Source organism: Arthrobacter sp. DNA4, from assembly GCF_024362385.1.
GTDB lineage: Bacteria > Actinomycetota > Actinomycetes > Actinomycetales > Micrococcaceae > Arthrobacter.
Genome location: NZ_CP101466.1, coordinates 701,196 through 720,799, shown reverse-complemented (window position 1 = coordinate 720,799; position 19,604 = coordinate 701,196). Strand labels below are relative to the sequence as shown.

Below are 19,604 nucleotides of genomic sequence, written 5' to 3'. Positions count from 1 at the left end.
TGTTCCTTCCGGAGGTAAAAGCGGGATTCAGGTACGTGCAGGGGTGGCGGCCGGGGTCGTCGCGAAGGATCCGCACAGCCGGGCAACAAGGGCGACGACGTCAGGGTCGTCCGCGAGGGCAGCGCTGACCAGGCGAAGCAACCCCTGCACCCGTTCGGTTCCGTCAAGCGACACGGCAGCCTCTATTTCGGCGGCGAGCGGATCCTGGAAGTCGTTTCCCGCGGTGACGTAGTCAATCCAGGCGGCAAGCATCAAAGCGCTGCCTGCGCCACTGCGGCCGTCGGCCCGTTCCGCCGTCATCACGGGCACCGCGCGCATGCGCAGCTTGGTGGTGGCATCGGCCGCGATCTGGGTGAGCCGGTGGGCGATGCGCGCGTTTCCGAAGCGTTCCAGCAGGGCCTGGCGGTACGTCGGGATGTCCAACCCTTCCGCCTGCAGGTGGCGGGCTGCCTCGTCCCAGAAGTCCTCCACGGCTTTCCGGCAGAGGGGGTCTGCCAGGGCGTCCGCCACGGTGGCATGTCCGCGGAGCTGTCCCGCGTAGGCCAGGATGGAATGCGAGCCGTTGAGGAGCCACAGCTTCCGGTTCTCGTAGGGTTCTATGTCACCGACCACGACGGCGCCGGCTTCCTCCCAGCGCGGACGTCCGGCCGGGAAGTCCCCGCTGAGCACCCAGTTCCGGAAAGGTTCAGCCACCACCGGCGAATTGTCGCTGTAACCGCATTGCTCTTCCACCTCTGCGATGTCCGCCTCGGTGGTCCGCGGCGTAATCCTGTCCACGGACGTGCTGACGAAGCTGACGTTCGCTTCGATCCACCCGGCCAGCCCGGAACCCCAACCGGATGCAAGGCCCAGGACGGCGCGGCGGGCAACTTCACCGTTGGCGGACAGGTTGTCGCAGCTGACGACGGCGATGGGTCCTGAGCCGCTGTCCCGGCGCCTGGCGAGGGCCAGCACCAGGCGCCCCAGCGGCGTGCCGGGCATTCCGGCCACCCCTGATTCTGTTCCTCCCGACGCCGCTGCCGACAGCGCCCGGAGGTCATCCGCCGCACCTGGAGCGCCGGCGTCGAACGTTCCATCCGCGGCCAGCCCGTAGGCAGCCTCGGTGATCGTCAGCGTGACGATTGCCGTTTCCTTCGCCGCGACCAGCTCGCAGAGCCGTGCAATGTTGGCCCCGTCCACCGCCTCCACGATGCTGCCGATGACTTCGAAGCTGTCGCCGCCGGCCGACCGCTCCACCAGCGTGTAAAGGCAGTCCTGGCGGGACAACGCTGCCGCGGCGTCGGGGCGGCGGCCCGTGAACGCCGCGATCCCCCACTCCGCCGCGTCCGGGGCGTGCTGGGTGTACCAGGCCTGGTGGGAGCGGTGGAACGCCCCCAGCCCAAGGTGCACGATGCGCACCGGGGGTTTGGGCAGCGGCTTCAGGCTGCGGTTGAGTGCAGGCGGCGCGGCGTTCACAGCTTGAACACCCGCCGGGGAGACGCGTCCACGATGTCCACGATCAGTTCATGTGCCCGTTCCTCGCTGACCCGGTGTTCAGCAACCAGCCTGGCCAGGAAGGACGCCTCGATCCGCCGGGCGGTGTCATGCCGGGCCGGGATGGAGCAGAACGCACGGGTGTCATCGATGAAGCCGGAGGACCGCGAGAAGCCGGCCGTCTCCGTCACCGCCGACCGGAAGCGCAGCATCGCATCCGGGGCATCGAGGAACCACCACGGCGCGCCCAGGTATACCGATGGGTAGAAGCCCGCCAACGGGGCCAGCTCCCGGGAGAAGACCGTCTCATCAAGGGTGAACAGCACCAGGTGGAAGTCCTTGGCCGTCCCGAAGTCCTGCAGCAGCGGGCGCACCGCCTCCGTGTAATTGACCGCCACCGGAATGTCATGGCCGGTGTCGGCCCCAAACGCCTCGAACGTGGGCGAATGGTGGTTGCGGAACGAGCCCGGGTGGATGGTCATCACCAGGCCGTCCTCCACCGACATCCGGGCCATCTGGTAGATCATGTGCGCTTCGAAGGCGTCCCGGTCCGCAGGACTGGCGTGGCCTGCCCGTCCCCGCTCGAAAAGCCGCTCCGCCTCGCCGTCGTCCAGTTTCAGCGTGGCGGGCGTGAAGACGCCGTGGTCGGCGGAAACCGCGCCGCGCTCCACGAAGTGGCGCCGGCGCGCTTCGAGTGCCTTGATGTAGCCGACGTAGCCGGAAGCGCCCTCCCCTGCTGTGTCGACGAGGCGTTCCACGTTGTCCCGCCACACCGGATGCGCCATGTTCAGGTACTGGTCCGGCCGGAAGGTGGGCAGCACCCTTGCGGCAAATGAAGGGTCTGCGTGCAGGGCCGCGTGGCTGTCCAGCGAGTCCAGGGGGTCATCGGTGGTGGCGAGCACCTCGATGTTGAATTCCTTGAAAAGTTCCCGCGGCCGGAAGCCCGGCTCCGACAGTTTGGCCTGCAGCGCGTCATACAGCCGGTCCGCATTGTCCGCGGACGGTTCCTCCGGCAACCCGAACACGTGGGCAAACTCCTGCCGGATCCAATACCCGGACGCGGTTCCCTCGAAGTGCGGCCACGCCTCGCAGAAGCGGCGCCACACCTGCCGTGAATCGGCAGGCTGGCCGCCCAGGCCCAACTGGTCCATGGGCACCCCACCCGCATGGATCAGGCGGGTGACGTAGTGGTCCGGCGTGACCAGCAGCGCCGCCGGATCAGGGAAGGGGGTGTTCTGTTCGATGATTGCCGCATCCACGTGTCCGTGCGGGGAAATGATCGGCAGTCCTTCCACCTTCTTGAAAAGGGACCGTGCGATGTCCCGGACGCCGGGATCGGCAGGCAGCAGCCGGTCCGGGTGGTCCGCTATGGGCTGGCCCATGCTCAACGCCTTCCTGCCGGGACGGAGAGCCCCGCCAGGGCCGCGGTGGAACGAAGGTAGTCCAGGTTGTCAGCCGTCCGCTCCGCCAGCGGAAGGTCGGTGGAGAAGTCCTCCACGGTCACCCACCCGTCATAGCCAAAGGCCGCGAGTGCCCTGAAGTACTGCAGCACGCTGCCCTGGCCCGAGCGGAGTGGAGCCCACTCGTTCCGGAAGACGGCGGCGCCGGACTCATCGGTTTCGCCGCTGTTGACCCAGACCGCGTTCTTCACGTGGACATGGGCCAGGTAGTCGCCCAGGAGCTCGAACGCGGGGAGGTAGTCCTCCTGCCCTTCGATGAGCAGGTTGCCCAGGTCATGGATGACGCCCACGTGCCGCGGATCCAGCCCTTCCAGCAGCCGGAGCGCTGACGACGCGGAAGCGGTGATGGTCCGGTGGTGCAGCTCAACGAGCGCCTTCACGCCATGGTGGGCAGCCCGTTCGGCGATCCATTCGAAGTCCCGGCGGGCTGCGGCAAAGAGCTCAGGGTAGGGCGTGCCGCTGGCCGGTTCATTGCCCCAGGCCGCAGTTCCCAGCGGAAGCGTGGTCACCCTGACCTTCTCCGCGCCCAGCCGGGCCGTGGCGGCCAACATGCGGTCCACGTCTGCGTGGTTGTCGCACCGCGCATACCCGCCAATCCCGGAGAACTCCAGGGCCGCCCCGCTGGTCAGGCTGGCGATGCGGTCCAGGTGGTCTTCCATCCCGGTGAGCGGGACCGTGGCCCTGTTGCCGGCCCAGAAGCCGGGCTCCGCCGCCTCAGCTTGGTCGGTGACGCGCCATTCGACGCCGTCCCAGCCCTGGTCCGCGAGGTGCTGGACAGCCTCTTCCTGCGTCCATTCCGGGGTTGATGCCGTAAATACTGAAAACTTCATGGCCTCAGGCGCTTTCTGCCGCGTTATTGCCGGTGCGGACTTCGAGATCGTTGTACTTGCCCGCCAGAACGTCATCGAAGAGGACGGGCTGGCCCAGGGTCGCCGATACGTACACGGCCCGCACCGCTGCGAGCGCGTTGACGGCGTCGCTGACAGTGACGCCGGGCTGTCTTCCAGCGGCGATAGCGGCCAGGATGTCCCGGTACTGCCGGACGTGCCCGGCGGGGTACGTGGTTGGGTCGGCTGCTTTGTAGTCCTCTTCCGGGTATTTGGCCAGTTCCTCTTCGGCCTGGTTGCCCCCGCCCTGGAGGCCCATGTCCGCGGACTCGCCGCCGGCGTCCCTGCTGTGGAAGTACTCCAGCCGGTCGTTGTCCACCACGGCTGATCCTTCGGATCCCATCAGCTGGACGCGCACGGTCAGGCCGGGGTAGGCGGCGGTGGTGGCGTGCAGCACTGCCAGTCCCCCGTTTTCAAAGGTGACAGTGGCAACGGCGGTGTCCTCCACCTCGATCCGTTCATGGGCCAACCGTGCGGTGTGCGCGTGGATCTCCACCGGACGTCCCATGAACCACAGCAGCAGGTCCACGGTATGGACACCCTGGTTCATGAGGGCGCCGCCGCCGTCCATGGCCCACGTGCCGCGCCAGTCGCCGGAGTCGTAGTAACCCTGGCTGCGCCACCAGGCCACGGAAGCGATGGCAGAGGTCAGCTTACCGAAGCGTCCCTTGGCTATGGCATCGGCAACAGCCACGCTGGACTGGTCAAACCGGTGCTGGCTGATGACGGAGGCCACGATCCCCTTGCCAGCGGCTTCCTTTGCCGCGGCTTCGATTTCCTGGGCCCGCGTGAGGTCCACGTCGAGGGGCTTTTCAATGACCACGTGCTTGCCGGCGGCCAGGACTTCCAGGCCCTGCTGGATGTGGAGGCCGCTGGGCGTTGCCAGTGCAACGAGATCAATGTCCACCGCCGCGAAGGCGTCCGACAGCGTGCTGAACTGAGGCGGCCGCTGCCCGCCCTGGTTCCCGATGAAGTCGGCGAGCGCTTCGGAAGCCGCCGGAATGGCATCGACGAGCGCCACAATCCGGGCATCCGGGAAGGACTGAAGGGCTACGGCGTGGGTGCGCCCAATGACGCCGCACCCGGTGATGGCTACGTTCAAGGTGCTCATGCGGTCTGGACTCCTGCTTCTGCGGTGACTTTTGCAAAGGCCCGGGCGGCGATGCCGAAGGCGGTGGGGCCGGAGAACCCGCCCAGGCCGTGGGCGCCCGCCAGGTGCGGCTCCAGCGACGCGAAGCCCTGGTACCCGTCGGCTTTGAGTGCTTCGACCGTCCTGAGCAGGTCACCGTCCCCTTCGCCTGCCGGCGTTACGTGGCCGTTGGCGAAGAGTGCGTCCTTGACCTGCAGGTACTCCAGGTGGGGGCGCAGCTTGGCGTAAGCCTCGTCGAACGGCTTGACCCCTACCTGGACAAAGTTGGCGGCATCCCACGCCACCTTCAGGGCGGGCGAGTTCACGGTCTGGATGATGTCCAGGACCCTGTCCGGGACATCCCCGAAGATGTCCTTCTCGTTTTCATGCAGGAGGATCACACCCGCTTCCTCCGCGACGTCCGCGAGCGCCCGCATGCGTTCCATGACCGCGCCGCGGATGCTCTCCACCTGCACGGACTCGCCGTAGTAGAAGGAGAAGATGCGGATGTACCTGGCATCCAGGACCTTGGCGGCGTTGACCGCGCGGCGCAGACGCTCCACCTCGTGCTCCACGGGAAGGCTGACATCCACCTTCCCGATGGGCGAGGCGATGGCTGAGACCTTCATGCCCTTGCTGTTCAGCAGTGACGCCAGTGCCTGCAGCTGCTCATCATTGAGGTCCACAATGTTGGTGCCCCAGGCGCTGCGGACTTCGACGTGGTTGGCGCCGAGCGCCTGCAGCACTGCGATCTGGACCGCGGGGTCGTCGTCGATCTCGTCGCCAAAGCCTGACAGCTGCCACGTGACCTGGTTGGTCGAAACCATGGTTATTTAACTCCTCCGGCGGTCAGGCCGCCTACTAGGTAACGCTGGAATATCAGGTAGAGAATGACCACCGGCGCGGCGCACACCAGGGCCGCCGCCATCATCTGGCCGTAGTAGGGAATGGCGCCGCCTTCCTGTGAAGCACCGAAGATCTGGAGTGCGACGGCGGCGGTCTGGCTTTCCGGACGGGTCATCACCGAGGCGAACAGGACGTCATTCCAGCCGAGCAGGAAGGCGAAGATGCCGGAGACGACGATGCCGGGCCAGCTCAGCGGGAGGATGATCCGGAAAAGCACTCCGAGGTTGGACGCTCCGTCGATGCGGGCTGCCTCTTCCAGTTCCTTGGGAAGCCCGCGGAGGTAGGTGACCATCACCCAGGTGGAGAACGGCATGGCGAACGTCAGGTAGGTGACGAACAGTCCCCACTGGGTTCCGATCACCTGGATCCCGAGGTAGGTGGAAGCCGAGGAAAACAGAACGAAGACCGGCAGCACCATGAGGGTTCCGGGCACCGACTGCAGGGCCAGCAAGCCCCGCAGGATGGTCAGCCGCCCGCGGAAGGTGTAGCGGACCAGGACGAACGCGGTGGACACGGACAGCGCGGCGGACACCACTGCGGTTGCGCTTACCACCAGCACACTGTTGGTGAGGCCCGTGGCAAGGCCCACGCTGGTCCAGATCTTCGAGTAGTTTTCGAACGTGACCGTAGATGGCCAGAACTCGCCGTTGGCCACCCCGATGTCCGAGTTCACCGAGGCCAGGAAGATGTACAGCACAGGAGTCAGGACCAGGACGCCCAGGAACACCAGAACGAAAATCAGCAGCGGGGTCGGGAGTAGCCGCAGCACCTCGTGCTGCCGGTGCGAGCCGGGACGGTCGACTTCGAAGGTCGGCGTACTCCGCCGGGTGGCTGTCGTGGCGCTCATTTCTTGCCTCCTGGTGTTTCGGCGTCGTCAAGCTTGACGGCACGCAGGTAGACGAACAGCGGGATGGCGATGAGCACCAGGGAGATGAAGGCCATCGCGGCGCTCAGGCCAAACCGGAAGCTCTGGAAGCTCGTGACGTACGTCAGGATGGGGAGGACTTCGACGTCGGCGGGGGCCGGGACGCCGAAGAGCACGAACGGGAGGGTGAAGTTGTTGATGTGGTGCAGCATCCCGATCAGGAAGGCCAGCGACAGCGGGCCCTTCAGGTAGGGGAAAACCACGTACCGCAGCTTGTTCCACCACAGTGCACCGTCCAGGGCCGAGGCCTCATGCACCTCATGGTCAACGGACTGCAGGCCGGACAGCGCCAGCAGGTAGATGAACGGCCAGGACGCCCAGATCTGGACCAGGACCAGCGTCCAGAAGGTCTGCGGTCCGTTGAGCCACAGACCCACGTGGATCCCCACGGCGCCCAGGGCCTCGTCCACGATTCCGCCGGGCTGGAGCATGGTCCGCCAGACCGTTGCCACCACGAAGGATGGGAGGACGTACGGGATGAGGAAGATCGAGCGGATCACCGCCCGGCCCTTGAAGGCGTTCTGCGTGGCCACCGCGGCGGCGATGCCGAGCGGCAGCGTCACCACCATTGCCAGGAGCGAGTAGCTGACACTGAGCCAGACCGCGTGGAGCAGGGGCGAATCCGTGACTGCTTCAACGAAGTTTTCGGCTCCGATGAGCGGCGCGCTGATCCATTTCCGCAGGGTGTACTGGTCCAGGTTGAGGACTGACATGTAGATGCCCAGCAGCAGCGGGACCACGATGATGATGATCATCAGGGCTCCGCCCGGGATCAGCATCCACAGTGGGCGGTTGCGTTCGCTCAGGCCCTTGCGGCGCGGGCCGCCCTTGTGCCCGGGCTGCTGCCCGGCGTCGTCGGTATTCCGGGGTGCCCGGCTTGCGGCGGGATCCGCCGCAAGCCGGACTTCATGAGAGGCGTCGGTTGACATCAGAACTTATCCTTTGGAGGCGCGGTCCAGGGATGCCTGGCCCTTGTTCTGGGCGTCCTTGATCCTTTGGTCGAGGGCGGACTCGTCCACCTTGCCGGCGGCCAGGTCCGGAACGGACTGGACCGTGACGTTGAGAAGGCCCAGCTGGATGTCGCCCCAGGCACCGGTAAAGGGTGTCGCCTTGGACTTGGCAGCGGCGTCAGCCAGCGGCTTGAGCTTCAGATCGGTCAGGCTGGCGAGGGCCTCGGCGTTGGCTGGCAGGTCGCCGAAGATCTTCTGGTAGTTCAGCTGCTCATCCTTGGACGTGATCAGCTTGATGTAGGCGAAGGCGAGGTCCTTCTGCTTGGAGTAATCAGCCACCACCAGGTTGTCGCCGGAGAGGATGCTGGCCGCGTCGCCGTCGGACTTGGACTGCGTCTCACCGGGGGCGATGGTGGGCATCAAGGTGTACTCATACTTGTTGGCAACCTCCGACTTGGCGAGCGTGGGCATGGAGCTTGGCGTGGTCATCATCAGGTAGCCCGCCTTGCCGCTGGCAAAGGCCGCCACGGCGTTGCTGTTGCTCCAGCCCACGGAGGCGGGGTCAACAACCTTGTCATCGGTCAGCCAGCCGAAGTAGGTTTCGTAGGCCTTCTTGACGGTGGGGTCGTCCATCTTCAGTTTGTTGCCATCGACCAAAGGGTTGCCGGCTTGGACTGACATGGCCCAGATGAACTTCCACGGATCGTAGTTGTCCTTGTAGCCGGTGGCGATGCCATAGGTATCACCCTTGGTCATCTTCTTTGCCTGGGCTGCCAGTTCGTCCCAACTGGTGGCGGGCTTGTCGATGCCTGCTGCTGCCAGGAGGTCCTTGTTGTAGGCCATCACGAATGGACGGCTCACGAAGGGGATGCCGGCCATATGGTCCTTGTCCGGCCCGGAAATACCGAGGGCGGCCTGGTTGAAGCGGTCCTTGCCGCCTACTGCCTTCCAGTCGTCATCCGAGAGGGTGACGAAAGCCTTGGTGGCGTAGGCCGTGGGGGTGAAGGTGGTGCCGAGCCCGTAAACGTCCGGTCCCTGGCCCGAGACCACGGAGGTCTGGATGCGGGTGAGCTCGTCATTGGCAGAAGCGAAGGTCTCAAACTTCACGTCGGCTCCGGTTTCAGCCTTGAACTTGGCGGCGATGTCGCTCTGCCACTGTTTCTGCTGCTCGGGGTACTGGGCCAGGACGCCGGTCAGGACATTGAGGGTCTTGCCCGTTCCGTCCACTTTCCCGCCGGCGTTGCCGGAGCCTCCGCTGTTACCCGAGCCTCCGGATCCACAACCGGTCAGGGCGAGTGCTGCAGCCGTAACAATTGCCGCGAGCCCAGTAGTCGATTTAAACCTCATTGTTTTTCTCCTCTTGGACACCCGCATTGCCACATCCGTCCTGTGGCGGAGATCACTGCAGGCGACTCGAAAGCCAGTCTAGGAAGATGGCAACGTGCATGGCAAGCGGTTGCCAAAATTTGCCATAAATGCTCAGATTGAGTTCAACAGGATTCCGGGAACGAGTAGCCTTGGAAACCCCACATGGCCGGTTTTATCCCGGTCCGCGAGGAAGGCCCAGCGATGGCAGACCCAGCAGCGACGGCGTCGTCAGTCCCGGCAAGCCTTGACACGGGCACCCGGCGGGACCGCCCACCCACCATCCGGGACGTGGCGGAACTCGCCGGGGTGGCCACCTCCACCGTGTCGCGGGCCCTCGCGCGGCCCGACCGGGTCAACCCGCGGACCCGCATCCGGATCGAGGAAGCGGCCGCGGAGCTCAATTACGTGCCCAGCTCCCAGGCCCGCGGCCTCAGTTCCGGACGGACCAACGCGGTGGCCGTCCTCGTACCCGACATCACCAACCCGTTCTATTTCGACATCATCCGCGGCACCCAGCACCAGCTCAAGGCCGCCGGGGTCACCCAGCTCCTGGTGGACACCGAGGAGTCCAGTGAGATGGAACTCGATGCCCTGCACAAGATGCGCAAGTCCGCGGACGGCTTCATCCTTGCCGCGTCACGCCTGACGGACGCCCAGCTTGCAGAGGTCTCGCAGTCGCAGCCCCTGGTGACGTTCAACCGCGCCTCCACCAGCGCCCCGACGGTGATGATCGATACTCCCTCTGCCATCATCCAGGCCCTTGAGCACCTGGCCTCCCTGGGCCATCACAAAGTCTGCTATGTGGCCGGACCGCCCACCTCCTGGTCCAACCAGATGCGGTGGAAAGTCTTCGAGGAGGACGCGACCAAACGGGGCATGGAGGTCCACCGGATCGGCCCTTACGCCCCAAAGACCACGTCCGGTGCGGCGGCGGCGGATGCGGCCGTCAGGACGGGGGCAACAGCCTGCATCGTCTTCAACGACCTGCTGGCCATCGGCATGCTCCAGCGCCTCCAGGCCCGCGGCATCCGGGTTCCTGCCGACATGAGCATCATTGGCTCGGACGACATCTTCGGCGCGGACTTCTGCAATCCTCCGTTGACCACGATCTCCAGCCCTATCGAGCAGGCGGGCAGGGTGGCCGTGTCCATGCTGCTGGCGCAGCTCAACCCGCTGTCGGGAAGTGCCAGCAGGCAGCTCGCCGTCATGCCAACGCACCTGACCGTGAGGGAATCGACAGGCCCTGCCCCGGCCTGATCAGTCCATAGTGAACGGCAGGACCCGCCGCAAGATGGAACCGAACCGCGAGCACGCCCTGGAAGTGCTGGCGGACAGCTGGTAGCACCTGCTCTGCGACGAAGGCTGGCCAGGGCAGAGTGACCTAGGCCTGTTCCGTGATCCACGCACCAAGTTCGGCGGCGGTTTCCGTGGTGAGGGCGTGCCCACCCGGGTCCTTGCGGGCGTGGGTATCCGCCCCGGAGGCCCCCAGGAGGTAGTCCCAGGTGCGGCCCAGCAGGTCAGCCGGGATGACGGTGTCGGCTTCGCCGTGGGCCAGGAACACCGGGGCGCCGGAGAGGCGGTCCGGCGACGTCGGCACACCAGCCTCGAACGGCAGCGTCCCGTAGAGGACGGCAGTGCCCTCGAAACGCTGCGGATCAGCCAGCATCAACCCGCCCGCGAACGCCGCACCGCCACTGAAGCCGACCAGGATCACCGGCCGTCCTTCCGGGGCGATCGGGTCCAGCCAGGTCCGGAACCATTCCATTGTCTGGGCCAGGGACTCGGCCACGGGCCGCCCAGTCCCCCGGTTCGCGAACCAGGCGAACCCGCCACCTGCCGGGATCGGCGCACGGACGGCGGCGTAGGAGAAGCCTGCGGGAAGGTGGCTGGCCAGTCCGATGATTCCTGATTCATCCGATCCGCGCCCGTGCAGCAGCACCACGAGAGGGCGGTTGGGATCGTCGGGGCTCTGCCAGGCGACGGTGGGTTCGGCGAACGGTGCGTGCATATCGTGTCCTTGGTGTTGGTGGTGGAAATGGCTTGGGTCAGGCAGGAGCCGGGGCCCCGATTTCCCGGTTGACTGCGGGCATGATCTCGGTGGCGGGCAGCTCGATGGAACGCGCCGTCTCGGCGAACGGCAGCCCGCCCAGTCCGATCTGGGCCATGTAGCGGCTGGTGCCCAGTGCCTCGTGGATGGCGAGGATCTTCTCCACCACCTGCTGTGGGCTCCCCACCAGCAGGCCGCCGCCGGGCTCAGACCAGTCATCGAAGGTTGAGCGCGGGAAGTGGTCCACGGGCCGGGGCATGTTCTGCTCGAAATACGCCCGGTAATAGGGGTAGAAAGTGTCGCGTGCCTGCTGGGAGGTGGGGGCCACGTAGAAGTGGCCGCCGGCACCCACCGGCAGGGCGGCGGCGTCATGCCCGGCCTCGGCCGCGGTGTGCCGGTACAGCTCCACCAGGCGGCGGAACCTTTCGGGTCCGGACAGCAACGCGACAAACAAGGACAGGCCCAGCCGTCCGGCGCGGGCAAAGCTTGCGGGCGTGCCGCCGACCCCCACCCAGACGGGAAGTTTTTCCTGCAGCGGCCGCGGGGCAATGTCCATGCCGGGGATGGTTTGGGTCAAGGTACCCTGCCAGTCCAGGGTGGCGTTGTCCCGAAGCTCCAGCAGCATGCGCAGCTTTTCGTCGAAGAGGGCGTCGTAATCGGCGGTGTCGTAGCCGAACAGTGGGTAGGACTCGATGAACGCGCCGCGCCCGGCGATGATCTCGGCGCGGCCGCCGGAAACCAGGTCCAGGGTGGCGAACTGTTCGAACAGCCGCACCGGATCCTGGGTGGACAGTACGGTGACGGCGGTGCTCAACCTTAGGTTGGTGGTCTCGCGGGCAACCGCGGCCAGCACCATCTCGGGGGCGGACAAGGCGAAGTCGTGGCGGTGGTGCTCGCCCAGGCCCAGGAAGCTGAGGCCCGCCTGGTCAGCAAGCTTGGCCAGCCCAATGATCTCTTCCAGCCGCTGGTGCGGCGACTGGGCGCGTCCGGTTATTCCGTCGCGGGATAGTTCACCAAAGGTAAAAATGCCGAAGCCCATATTGGTTGAACGTTCAACTTTACAGAAGTATTCCGGAGCTTCGACGGCCGATCGACGCCGGGACCTGCCCCGGACCCGCAAATAGGTACGGGCGTGCACCCCGGGGCCTCCGCCCCGGAAGCGATGCACCAGGGGGTCCCTATTACCTGCCCGTAGCGTAGCGGGCCGTTTCGGCGCCGGAGCATACTTGACCCGCCACTCGCATTGATGGACGAAAGAGACGTCCCACCGCACCCTCACCGGCAGTTCCAGGGGATTCTGCCGGCATCCCGCTGCGGGACGGGGGAACATCCCCGCCGCGTCGCAGCCCTTGGACGGAAGACACCGGTCTCGAAAGGGGTAAAGATCAACGATGAAACACACCAGGACGGGACTGCTGTCCATGGCGTCCGCCGCCGTGCTTGCCCTGGGACTTGCTCCCGGATCTGCTGTGGCCCATGGCGGATCCGGGCACGGGGACCCGGACCAGAGTGACGACTGGCGGCACAATGACGATCAGCGCCGGCTGGTCAGGGCCCTGCGTGACGTCACCGACGACTACCGCTGGCTGGAGAACGCGGAGGCGGACGGCTACCGGAAGATCACCGAATGCATCGACAAACCGGGCGTGGGAGCCATGGGCTTCCACTACGCGAAGCAGGAACTGATCGATGACAAGACCCAGGCCCGGAAGCCCGAGGTCCTGGTGTACATGCCTGACGAGGACGGGCAGTACGAGCTGGTGGCTGCCGAATTCATCTCGACGGCGGCCGACCGTCCCACCCTCGCCGGCCTCGATTTCGAGGACGGGCCGTTCTCCGGTTCCTACGCGCTTCACGCGTGGATCTGGCGGGACAACCCGGACGGCATGTTCGCTTCCTACAATCCGGACCTGAGCTGCCCCACGTGACCTCCCTGACGTCGGACGCCGCACGGTGGACCCGGGGCGCCGGACGCCGGCCCGACGCAAGGCGGGCGTACGACGCCGGGAGCCGCCCGCCGTCGTACGCCCGCCTGTGGATCGGGGTGCTTAGGCTCCCACGAGCTTGGCGCCGGCAGGAACCTCCGCCGGGGCACCCGGCGCGTTGCGGCCGTACAGCCAGTCGTTGTACTGGAAGTTGTTGTCGCCGCGGCTCTTGAACAGCATGTTCCGCAGGACGCGTGCCACGCCGTCCACGTGCCAGGACTCGCCCCAGATCCGGGCGGTGGTCTGGACTCGTGCGGTGCGGGCCGCCCGGGTTTCGTTGAACTCGCGGAAGGCATCCTCCCACGCACCGGCGTCGATGCCTTCGGGCGTGAAGACCTTGTTCTGCGCGGCGTCCTGCAGCACCGCAGCGTCCTCGAGCGCCTGGCAAGCACCCTGGGCCAGGTACTGCAGCATCGGGTGCGCGGCATCGCCTATCAGTGCCATGCGGCCGGAAACCCAGTTCTCGATCGGGTTGCGGTCATACATGGGCCAGCGGATGCCGGTGGCCACGTTCTTCAGGGCTTCCTGCACGGCGGGGACGCAGTCCTTGTAGGCCGCCTGGAGTTCGTCCACGCCGCCGTACTGCTCTTCGCCGCGCTCGAACGACGGGGACTTGAACACTGCCACGGTGTTGAGCAGCTGGCCCTTGCGGAGCGGGTACTGGACCAGGTGGCAGTTCGGGCCGAGGTAGACGATGACGTCCTCCAGGTCCGCGGCGGGGGTTTCCTCGGTGATGGGCACGGTGCCGCGGTACGCCACGTAGGCGGAGTTGACGGGGCCGTCGTTGGCAACGGTGGCGCGGAGGGTGGACTTCAGCCCGTCCGCTGCCAGGATGGCGTCAGCCTCGAACACCTCACCCTTGGCGGTGTAGGCGCGGGCGCGGTCGCCGTCGGTCTCCACCTTCTGCACCAGGACGTCGTTCACCAGGGTGACGCCGGCTTCCTGGCAGGCTTCGAGCAGAATCCGGTGCAGGTCGCTGCGGTGGATCACGACGTAGGGGGCGCCATAGCGTTCCTCGAACTCGCCGCCCAGGGTCTGGCGGGTGAGTTCCTCGCCGGTGATGGCGTCGCGGAACACCAGGTGCTTGGGCTGGACGCCGATTTCCAGCGCCTTTTCCAGCAGGCCCCAGCGCTTGAGGACGCGGGAGGCGTTGGGGGCCATCTGCAGGCCGGCGCCGACTTCGCCGAAGGCGGGTGCCACTTCAACCAGGGTGACGTCGGCGCCGTTTTCGCGCAGCGCCAGCGCTCCGGCAAGCCCGGCCATGCCGCCGCCCACTACCAGGACGTCGGTGGACCCTTTGAGGTTAGACATTGGAAACTCCTACTGCTGTTGATTTCTTGATTTTGGTACCGACGGCTGCGAGCAGGACTGCTGCTGCTGCGGCTGCTCCGGCAAATGCCAGGAAGTTCGAGTTGACGCCCAGGCCCGCTGCGAGCAGGAGCCCGCCGGCCTGCGGGGCGGCTACGGCCCCGATCCGGCCCACGCCGAGCGCCCAGCCAAGGGCGGTGCCGCGCAGGTGTGCCGGGTAGTGGCTTGCCACGGCGGCGATGATCAGGCACTGGGTGCCGTGCGTGCCCACGCCGGCGAGCACCAGCATGAGGTAGACGACGGCGACGGGCGGCCCGGTCACCAGGACCAGCAATCCGATGGCGGCTACGGCCGCTGCCGCGATCGCGGTGGGGATGGGGCCGAACCGGGTGCCGGCCCAGGCGGTGAGCACCGAGCCCGCCACGGCGCCCAGGTTGAGGGCCAGTGCGAACGTCAGGGCGGACCCGAGGTTGTAGCCTGCCAGCTGCATGAGGTTGGGCAGCCAGGTGCCCAACCCGTACCAGGCGAAGAGAGTCACCAGGGTGCCGATGGCGAACAGCAGGCTGGTCCCGAGGTAGGGCGCGCGGAGCAGGGACCCGAACCCGACGGCGTCCTTGGCGGTGCTGCCCTGGGCTGCGCCCTTGGGGCCGGGTGCCAGCGTCTCCGGCAGGTAGCGGATGCCCAGCGGGATGACCACCACCAGGGCGACGACGGCGACCAGGAACATGACCGGCCAGCCGAAGGCAGGAATCAGCGGGATGCCGACGAGGGCTGCGATGGAGCCGCCGATGGGGACGCCGGACATCATGAGCGTGGCGATGGTGGATCGCCACTTTTCGGGAACGAGTTCTGCCACCAGGGCGTTGGCCGAGGGCACCAGGCCTCCCAGGCCAATGCCTGCCAGGAGACGCAGGCCGCCGAAGACCGGCGCGTTGGGGGCAAAGGCGCAAAGGATGGTGAAGAGGGAGAACACGACGGCGCAGCCGATGATGGTGCGCCGCCGGCCCCAGGTATCGGACATGCGGCCTGCGAAGACCGCTCCGATCATCATGCCGATGAAGGCCATCGACCCGATGGTGCCGGCGGTGGCCTTGGTCAGGCCCCAGCCGGTATCGCTGATGAGCGAGCCCTGGACCGTCCCATAGACGATCAGGTCATAGCCGTCGAAAACGACCAGCAGCCAGCACACCAGGACGGCAAGCACGGAACGCCGGGGAAACCCGGAACGGCCGGCGCCCGGAGCGGGGGCGGCCGTGCGCTGCGGCGCTGCAGCGGAAGTTGTGTGATTCATCCCACCACTGTGCTGGCAGCCATACAGCTCCGCACATAAGATTCTGTTATGCAGAATCTTCCAGCCCGACGGAAGCCCACCTACTCCATTGAGGCGGTGGACAACGCCCTGCAGTTGCTGCAGCTCCTGCGGGACGTGGGCAGCCTGCGGCTCAAGGACGCCGCCGCGGAACTGGGCGTGGCTCCGTCCACCGCCCACCGGCTCCTGGCCATGCTGGTCTACCGGGGCTTCGCCGTGCAGGACGAAACGCGCCGGTACGTGCCGGGCCCGGCAATGGGCGCGGGTCCCGCCGGGTTCAGCTGGACCCGGCAGCTGCGGGACGTCTCCCGGCCCCACATGGAAGTCCTGTGCGCCCGCACCAACGAGACCGTCAACCTGATGATCCGGGTGGGCACCAAGGTCCGCTTCCTGGACACGGTGGAAAGCTCGAATATCCTGCGCGTCGGCGACCGCCAGGGCACGTTGCTGCCGGCGCACAAGGCTTCCGGCGGCAAGGCCATCCTGGCCGAGCTGGAACCGGCCGCGCTGGAACAGCTGTTCCGCAGCCCCAACGCGGAGCTGACCGGCGACTACATTCCCGACGCCGAGTACCCGGCGTTCCTGCGCGAGCTTGAGTCGGTGCGGGCCAACGGATTCGCCGCCAACTTCGAGGGCACCGAGGAGGGCATCAGTGCCTTTGGTATGGCGCTGCACAACGGCAGGGGCATGGTGGTGGGCGCCTTGAGCGTGGCCACTCCGGTGGCCAGGTTCCGGCCGCTGTTCGACGCCGGGCTGGTCGGCGTGATGATGGAAACCCGGCGCCAGCTGGAGATGGACATCGCGGCCAATCCGGTGGACGGGGCGCAGCACCCCTGACGCTTATCCGGAAGGCCGCCGGGAGAATTCTGTCAGCCAGAATATGCTGGAGGTCACAGCCTGCCTTCCCTAGGGTCGAATCCACGTCGCAGTCAGTCCGCACGCAAGGAGAAGGCCAGTGTCGATCAGCGCTGAAAACCAAACGCACGAATCCGTGGCACAGGAACACCATGTTCCCGAGCCCACCCCCGAGGAGGCTGCCCAGCTGGAGCAGCTGTACAAGGACTTCAACAAGGAAAACCTGATTCCGCTGTGGACGGAGATCGCGGACCTGATGCCCATGGTCCCGTCGCCCAATGCAGTCCCGCACGTCTGGCGGTGGGATGACCTCTACCCGCTGGCTGCCCGCGCCGGCGACCTGGTGCCTGTGGGCCGCGGCGGCGAACGGCGTGCCATCGCGCTGGCCAACCCGGGCCTGGCCGGGACCCCGTACGCCACGCCCACGCTCTGGGCCGCCATCCAGTACCTGGGCGGCCGCGAAACCGCTCCGGAGCACCGCCACTCCCAGAACGCCTTCCGCTTCGTCGTCGAAGGTGAAGGCGTGTGGACGGTGGTGAACGGCGATCCCGTCCGCATGTCCCGCGGCGACTTCCTGCTCACCCCGGGCTGGAACTTCCACGGCCACCACAACGACACCGATGAGCCCATGGCCTGGATCGACGGCCTGGACATCCCGTTCGTCCACTACGCCGATGCCGGGTTCTTCGAATTCGGCACCGAGCGCGTCACGGACGAGGCCACCCCGGACATCTCCCGTTCCGAGCGGTTGTGGGCCCACCCCGGCCTGCGCCCGCTCTCCGGACTGGAGAACACCACCAACTCACCCATCGCCGCGTACCGGTGGAAGTACACCGACGCCGCCCTGCGCGAGCAACTGCTCCTGGAGGACGAGGGCCATCCCGCCACCGTGTCCCAGGGCCACGCCGCCATCCGATACACCAACCCCACCACCGGCGGGGATGTCATGCCCACCATCCGCGCGGAGTTCCACCGCTTGCGGGTCGGCGCCTGGACCGAGACCGTCCGCGAGGTGGGCTCCAGCGTCTGGCAGGTCTTCGAAGGCACCGGCACCGTGACCCTTAACGGCGAAACCCGGGTCCTGGCCAAGGGCGACCTGTTCGTGGTTCCGTCCTGGGCCGCGTGGTCCCTGCAGGCCGAATCTGAGTTTGATCTGTTCCGGTTCAGCGACGCACCCATCTTTGAGCGCCTGAACTTCAACCGCACCTACATCGAAGGACGCACCAAGTAATGAAACTCCTCACCCTCCGCACCGCTGACGGCACCAAAGCGGTCCGCCAGGACGGCGACGCCCTCACCGAGATCCCGGGCTTCCCCGACGTCGGGGCCCTGCTGAAGGACCCCAACTGGGAAGCCACGGCGAAGGCGGGCAACGGCGCAACGCATGCGCTCGACGGCGCCGACCTTGCCGCCGTCGTCCCCGCCCCCGGCAAGATCATCTGCGTGGGCCACAACTACCGCAACCACATCAAGGAAATGGGCCGGGAGGTTCCCGAGCACCCCACCCTGTTCGCCAAGTATGCCGAGTCCCTGATCGGCCCCAATGACGACCTGGCCCTGCCGCAGGAATCGGACACCGTGGACTGGGAAGCCGAACTCGCCGTCGTCATCGGCAAGGCCGGCCGCCGCATCCCCGAGTCCGAAGCCGCTGAGCACATCGCCGGGTACTCCGTGCTGAACGACGTCTCCATGCGCGACTACCAGTTCCGCACCATCCAGTGGCTGCAGGGCAAGACCTGGGAGAAGTCCACCCCGTTCGGGCCGGCCCTGGTCACCAAGGACGAGTTCACGGCCGCCCCGCTGATGACCTCCGCCGTGGACGGCGAAGTCCAGCAGTCCACCCCCACCTCGGACCTGGTGTTCACCCCGGAGTTCCTGGTCTCCTACATCTCCACCATCATCACCCTGAACCCGGGCGACGTGATCGCCACCGGCACCCCCGGCGGCGTGGGCCACGCCCAGGACCCCAAGCGCTACCTGCAGGAGGGCCAGGTCCTGGTCACCACCATCGAGGGCCTGGGCCAGCTGACCAACCGCGTGGTCAAGGAAGCCTGATGGTTGCCCGGCACGACCAGACCACCGATCCCGTCCTGCTCGACGGGCTCCTGCAGGCCCGGCGCGGCACCGCGTTCTTCGCCCGCAAGCTCAACGAGCTCACGGACGCGGAACTGGACGGGGACTCGCTCCTGCCGGGCTGGACCCGCCGCCACGTTGTAGCCCACGTGGGCTACAACGCGCGGGCCGTCGCGCGGCTGGTCGAATGGGCAGCCACCGGCGTGGAGACCCCCATGTACCCCTCGGTGGAGGTCCGCAACCACGAGATCGACTTCGGCGCCACGCTCAGTCCCATCGCGCTGCGGAACCTGTTCGACCACTCCGCCGTGCACCTGAACGTCGAGTGGCGCGACCTGCCCGCCGACAACTGGCATCACAAGGTCAAGACCGTCCAGGGCAGGACCGTCCCCGCCGAAGAAACCGTCTGGATGCGCACCAGGGAAGTGTGGGTGCACGCCGTTGACCTGGACAACGGCGCCACGTTCCAGGACATCCCCGCACCCGTCCTGGAACGGCTCCTGACAGACATCACCGGCGCCTGGCACGCCCGCGGGACGGACAAGGACCTGGTGGTCGAGGTCACCGGGCGGCCCTCTGCGCTGGTCTTCGGTGACACGGCAGCCACCTCCCCCACCGTGGTGTCCGGCTCCCTGGCCGCCATTGCGCAGTGGGCCACCGGCCGCGGCACGAACGGCACCACGGCACAGCACGACGGCGGATCGGTCACCCCCGCGCCCCCGGCGCCGGCCTGGATCTAGCTATAAATCGAGCACCCGGGCAAGCCATGTGCCACACCGCACCAAAGGCGGGCCAGCATACGCTGGCCCGCCTTTGCCGTTGCCCTCCGGACTCCTCCCACGCGGTAAGCCTTCGCCTCGGGCTGCAAACCAAAAATCCATCCCCTCGTTTGGGACCGGGTCCATAATCGGGACGGCGGCCGCTGGATA

General features: G+C 66.8%; 18 protein-coding genes. 6 read left to right on the top strand and 12 right to left on the bottom strand.

Features of this window, described 5'->3' with window-relative positions; genetic code table 11:
* Positions 1-27: 27 nt before the first annotated feature.
* The 8 genes from NMQ03_RS03485 to NMQ03_RS03450 are packed head-to-tail and all read right to left on the bottom strand — an operon-like array spanning position 28 to position 9,077.
* Positions 28-1,455, bottom strand: a complete 1,428-nt coding sequence (locus tag NMQ03_RS03485; protein WP_255174399.1) for a mannitol dehydrogenase family protein — start codon at positions 1,453-1,455, stop codon at positions 28-30.
* Positions 1,452-2,855, bottom strand: a complete 1,404-nt coding sequence (gene uxaC, locus NMQ03_RS03480; RefSeq protein WP_255174398.1) for a glucuronate isomerase — start codon at positions 2,853-2,855, stop codon at positions 1,452-1,454. The genes NMQ03_RS03485 and uxaC overlap by 4 nt, the downstream gene beginning before the upstream one ends.
* A gap of 2 nt (positions 2,856-2,857) precedes the next feature.
* Positions 2,858-3,763: a sugar phosphate isomerase/epimerase gene (locus NMQ03_RS03475; RefSeq protein WP_255174397.1), complete on the bottom strand. Its 906-nt coding sequence runs from the start codon at positions 3,761-3,763 to the stop codon at positions 2,858-2,860.
* A 4-nt stretch (positions 3,764-3,767) separates the two neighbouring features.
* Entirely contained in the window at positions 3,768-4,931 is a 1,164-nt protein-coding gene (locus NMQ03_RS03470) for a Gfo/Idh/MocA family protein (protein WP_255174396.1), read from the bottom strand.
* Positions 4,928-5,776: a sugar phosphate isomerase/epimerase gene (locus tag NMQ03_RS03465; protein ID WP_255174395.1), complete on the bottom strand. Its 849-nt coding sequence runs from the start codon at positions 5,774-5,776 to the stop codon at positions 4,928-4,930. Before NMQ03_RS03465 ends, NMQ03_RS03470 begins: the two co-directional genes overlap by 4 nt.
* Positions 5,777-5,778: 2 nt before the next feature.
* Complete coding sequence (locus NMQ03_RS03460; protein WP_255174394.1) at positions 5,779-6,702, bottom strand: carbohydrate ABC transporter permease; 924 nt, start codon at positions 6,700-6,702, stop codon at positions 5,779-5,781.
* Complete coding sequence (locus NMQ03_RS03455) at positions 6,699-7,709, bottom strand: carbohydrate ABC transporter permease (RefSeq protein WP_255174393.1); 1,011 nt, start codon at positions 7,707-7,709, stop codon at positions 6,699-6,701. Before NMQ03_RS03455 ends, NMQ03_RS03460 begins: the two co-directional genes overlap by 4 nt.
* A gap of 6 nt (positions 7,710-7,715) precedes the next feature.
* Positions 7,716-9,077, bottom strand: coding sequence for an ABC transporter substrate-binding protein (locus tag NMQ03_RS03450; RefSeq protein ID WP_255174392.1), 1,362 nt, complete (start codon positions 9,075-9,077; stop codon positions 7,716-7,718).
* A 222-nt stretch (positions 9,078-9,299) separates the two neighbouring features.
* Here NMQ03_RS03450 and NMQ03_RS03445 point away from each other — a divergent pair, with 222 nt between their 5' ends.
* Positions 9,300-10,355: a LacI family DNA-binding transcriptional regulator gene (locus NMQ03_RS03445; protein ID WP_255174391.1), complete on the top strand. Its 1,056-nt coding sequence runs from the start codon at positions 9,300-9,302 to the stop codon at positions 10,353-10,355.
* Positions 10,356-10,479: 124 nt separating this feature from the next.
* Here NMQ03_RS03445 and NMQ03_RS03440 read toward each other — a convergent pair whose 3' ends face one another.
* Positions 10,480-11,106 (bottom strand): alpha/beta hydrolase, encoded by a 627-nt coding sequence (locus NMQ03_RS03440; RefSeq protein WP_255174390.1) that lies wholly within the window; start codon positions 11,104-11,106, stop codon positions 10,480-10,482.
* A 37-nt stretch (positions 11,107-11,143) separates the two neighbouring features.
* The gene (locus NMQ03_RS03435; protein ID WP_255174389.1) at positions 11,144-12,184 is read right to left on the bottom strand and encodes an LLM class flavin-dependent oxidoreductase; all 1,041 of its coding nucleotides are present in this window, start codon (positions 12,182-12,184) and stop codon (positions 11,144-11,146) included.
* Positions 12,185-12,536: 352 nt separating this feature from the next.
* Between NMQ03_RS03435 and NMQ03_RS03430 the strand changes: the two genes are divergently transcribed.
* Positions 12,537-13,073 (top strand): hypothetical protein, encoded by a 537-nt coding sequence (locus NMQ03_RS03430; RefSeq protein WP_255174388.1) that lies wholly within the window; start codon positions 12,537-12,539, stop codon positions 13,071-13,073.
* 120 nt (positions 13,074-13,193) lie between these two features.
* On the opposite strand, the gene NMQ03_RS03425 is transcribed toward NMQ03_RS03430, so the two are convergent.
* Entirely contained in the window at positions 13,194-14,441 is a 1,248-nt protein-coding gene (locus NMQ03_RS03425) for an FAD-dependent oxidoreductase (RefSeq protein WP_255174387.1), read from the bottom strand.
* Positions 14,434-15,729 carry an aromatic acid/H+ symport family MFS transporter gene (locus NMQ03_RS03420; RefSeq protein WP_255174386.1) on the bottom strand — a complete coding sequence of 432 codons (1,296 nt, stop codon included), beginning with the start codon at positions 15,727-15,729 and terminating at the stop codon, positions 14,434-14,436. Before NMQ03_RS03420 ends, NMQ03_RS03425 begins: the two co-directional genes overlap by 8 nt.
* Positions 15,730-15,777: 48 nt before the next feature.
* Between NMQ03_RS03420 and NMQ03_RS03415 the strand changes: the two genes are divergently transcribed.
* The 4 genes from NMQ03_RS03415 to NMQ03_RS03400 all read left to right on the top strand — a co-directional run bounded on the left by NMQ03_RS03415 (position 15,778) and on the right by NMQ03_RS03400 (position 19,415).
* Positions 15,778-16,584, top strand: coding sequence for an IclR family transcriptional regulator (locus tag NMQ03_RS03415; RefSeq protein WP_255174385.1), 807 nt, complete (start codon positions 15,778-15,780; stop codon positions 16,582-16,584).
* A gap of 118 nt (positions 16,585-16,702) precedes the next feature.
* Complete coding sequence (locus NMQ03_RS03410) at positions 16,703-17,833, top strand: cupin domain-containing protein (RefSeq protein ID WP_255174384.1); 1,131 nt, start codon at positions 16,703-16,705, stop codon at positions 17,831-17,833.
* Positions 17,833-18,657, top strand: coding sequence for a fumarylacetoacetate hydrolase family protein (locus NMQ03_RS03405; protein ID WP_255174383.1), 825 nt, complete (start codon positions 17,833-17,835; stop codon positions 18,655-18,657). Before NMQ03_RS03410 ends, NMQ03_RS03405 begins: the two co-directional genes overlap by 1 nt.
* Positions 18,657-19,415: a maleylpyruvate isomerase family mycothiol-dependent enzyme gene (locus NMQ03_RS03400; protein ID WP_255174382.1), complete on the top strand. Its 759-nt coding sequence runs from the start codon at positions 18,657-18,659 to the stop codon at positions 19,413-19,415. Before NMQ03_RS03405 ends, NMQ03_RS03400 begins: the two co-directional genes overlap by 1 nt.
* Positions 19,416-19,604: the final 189 nt, after the last annotated feature.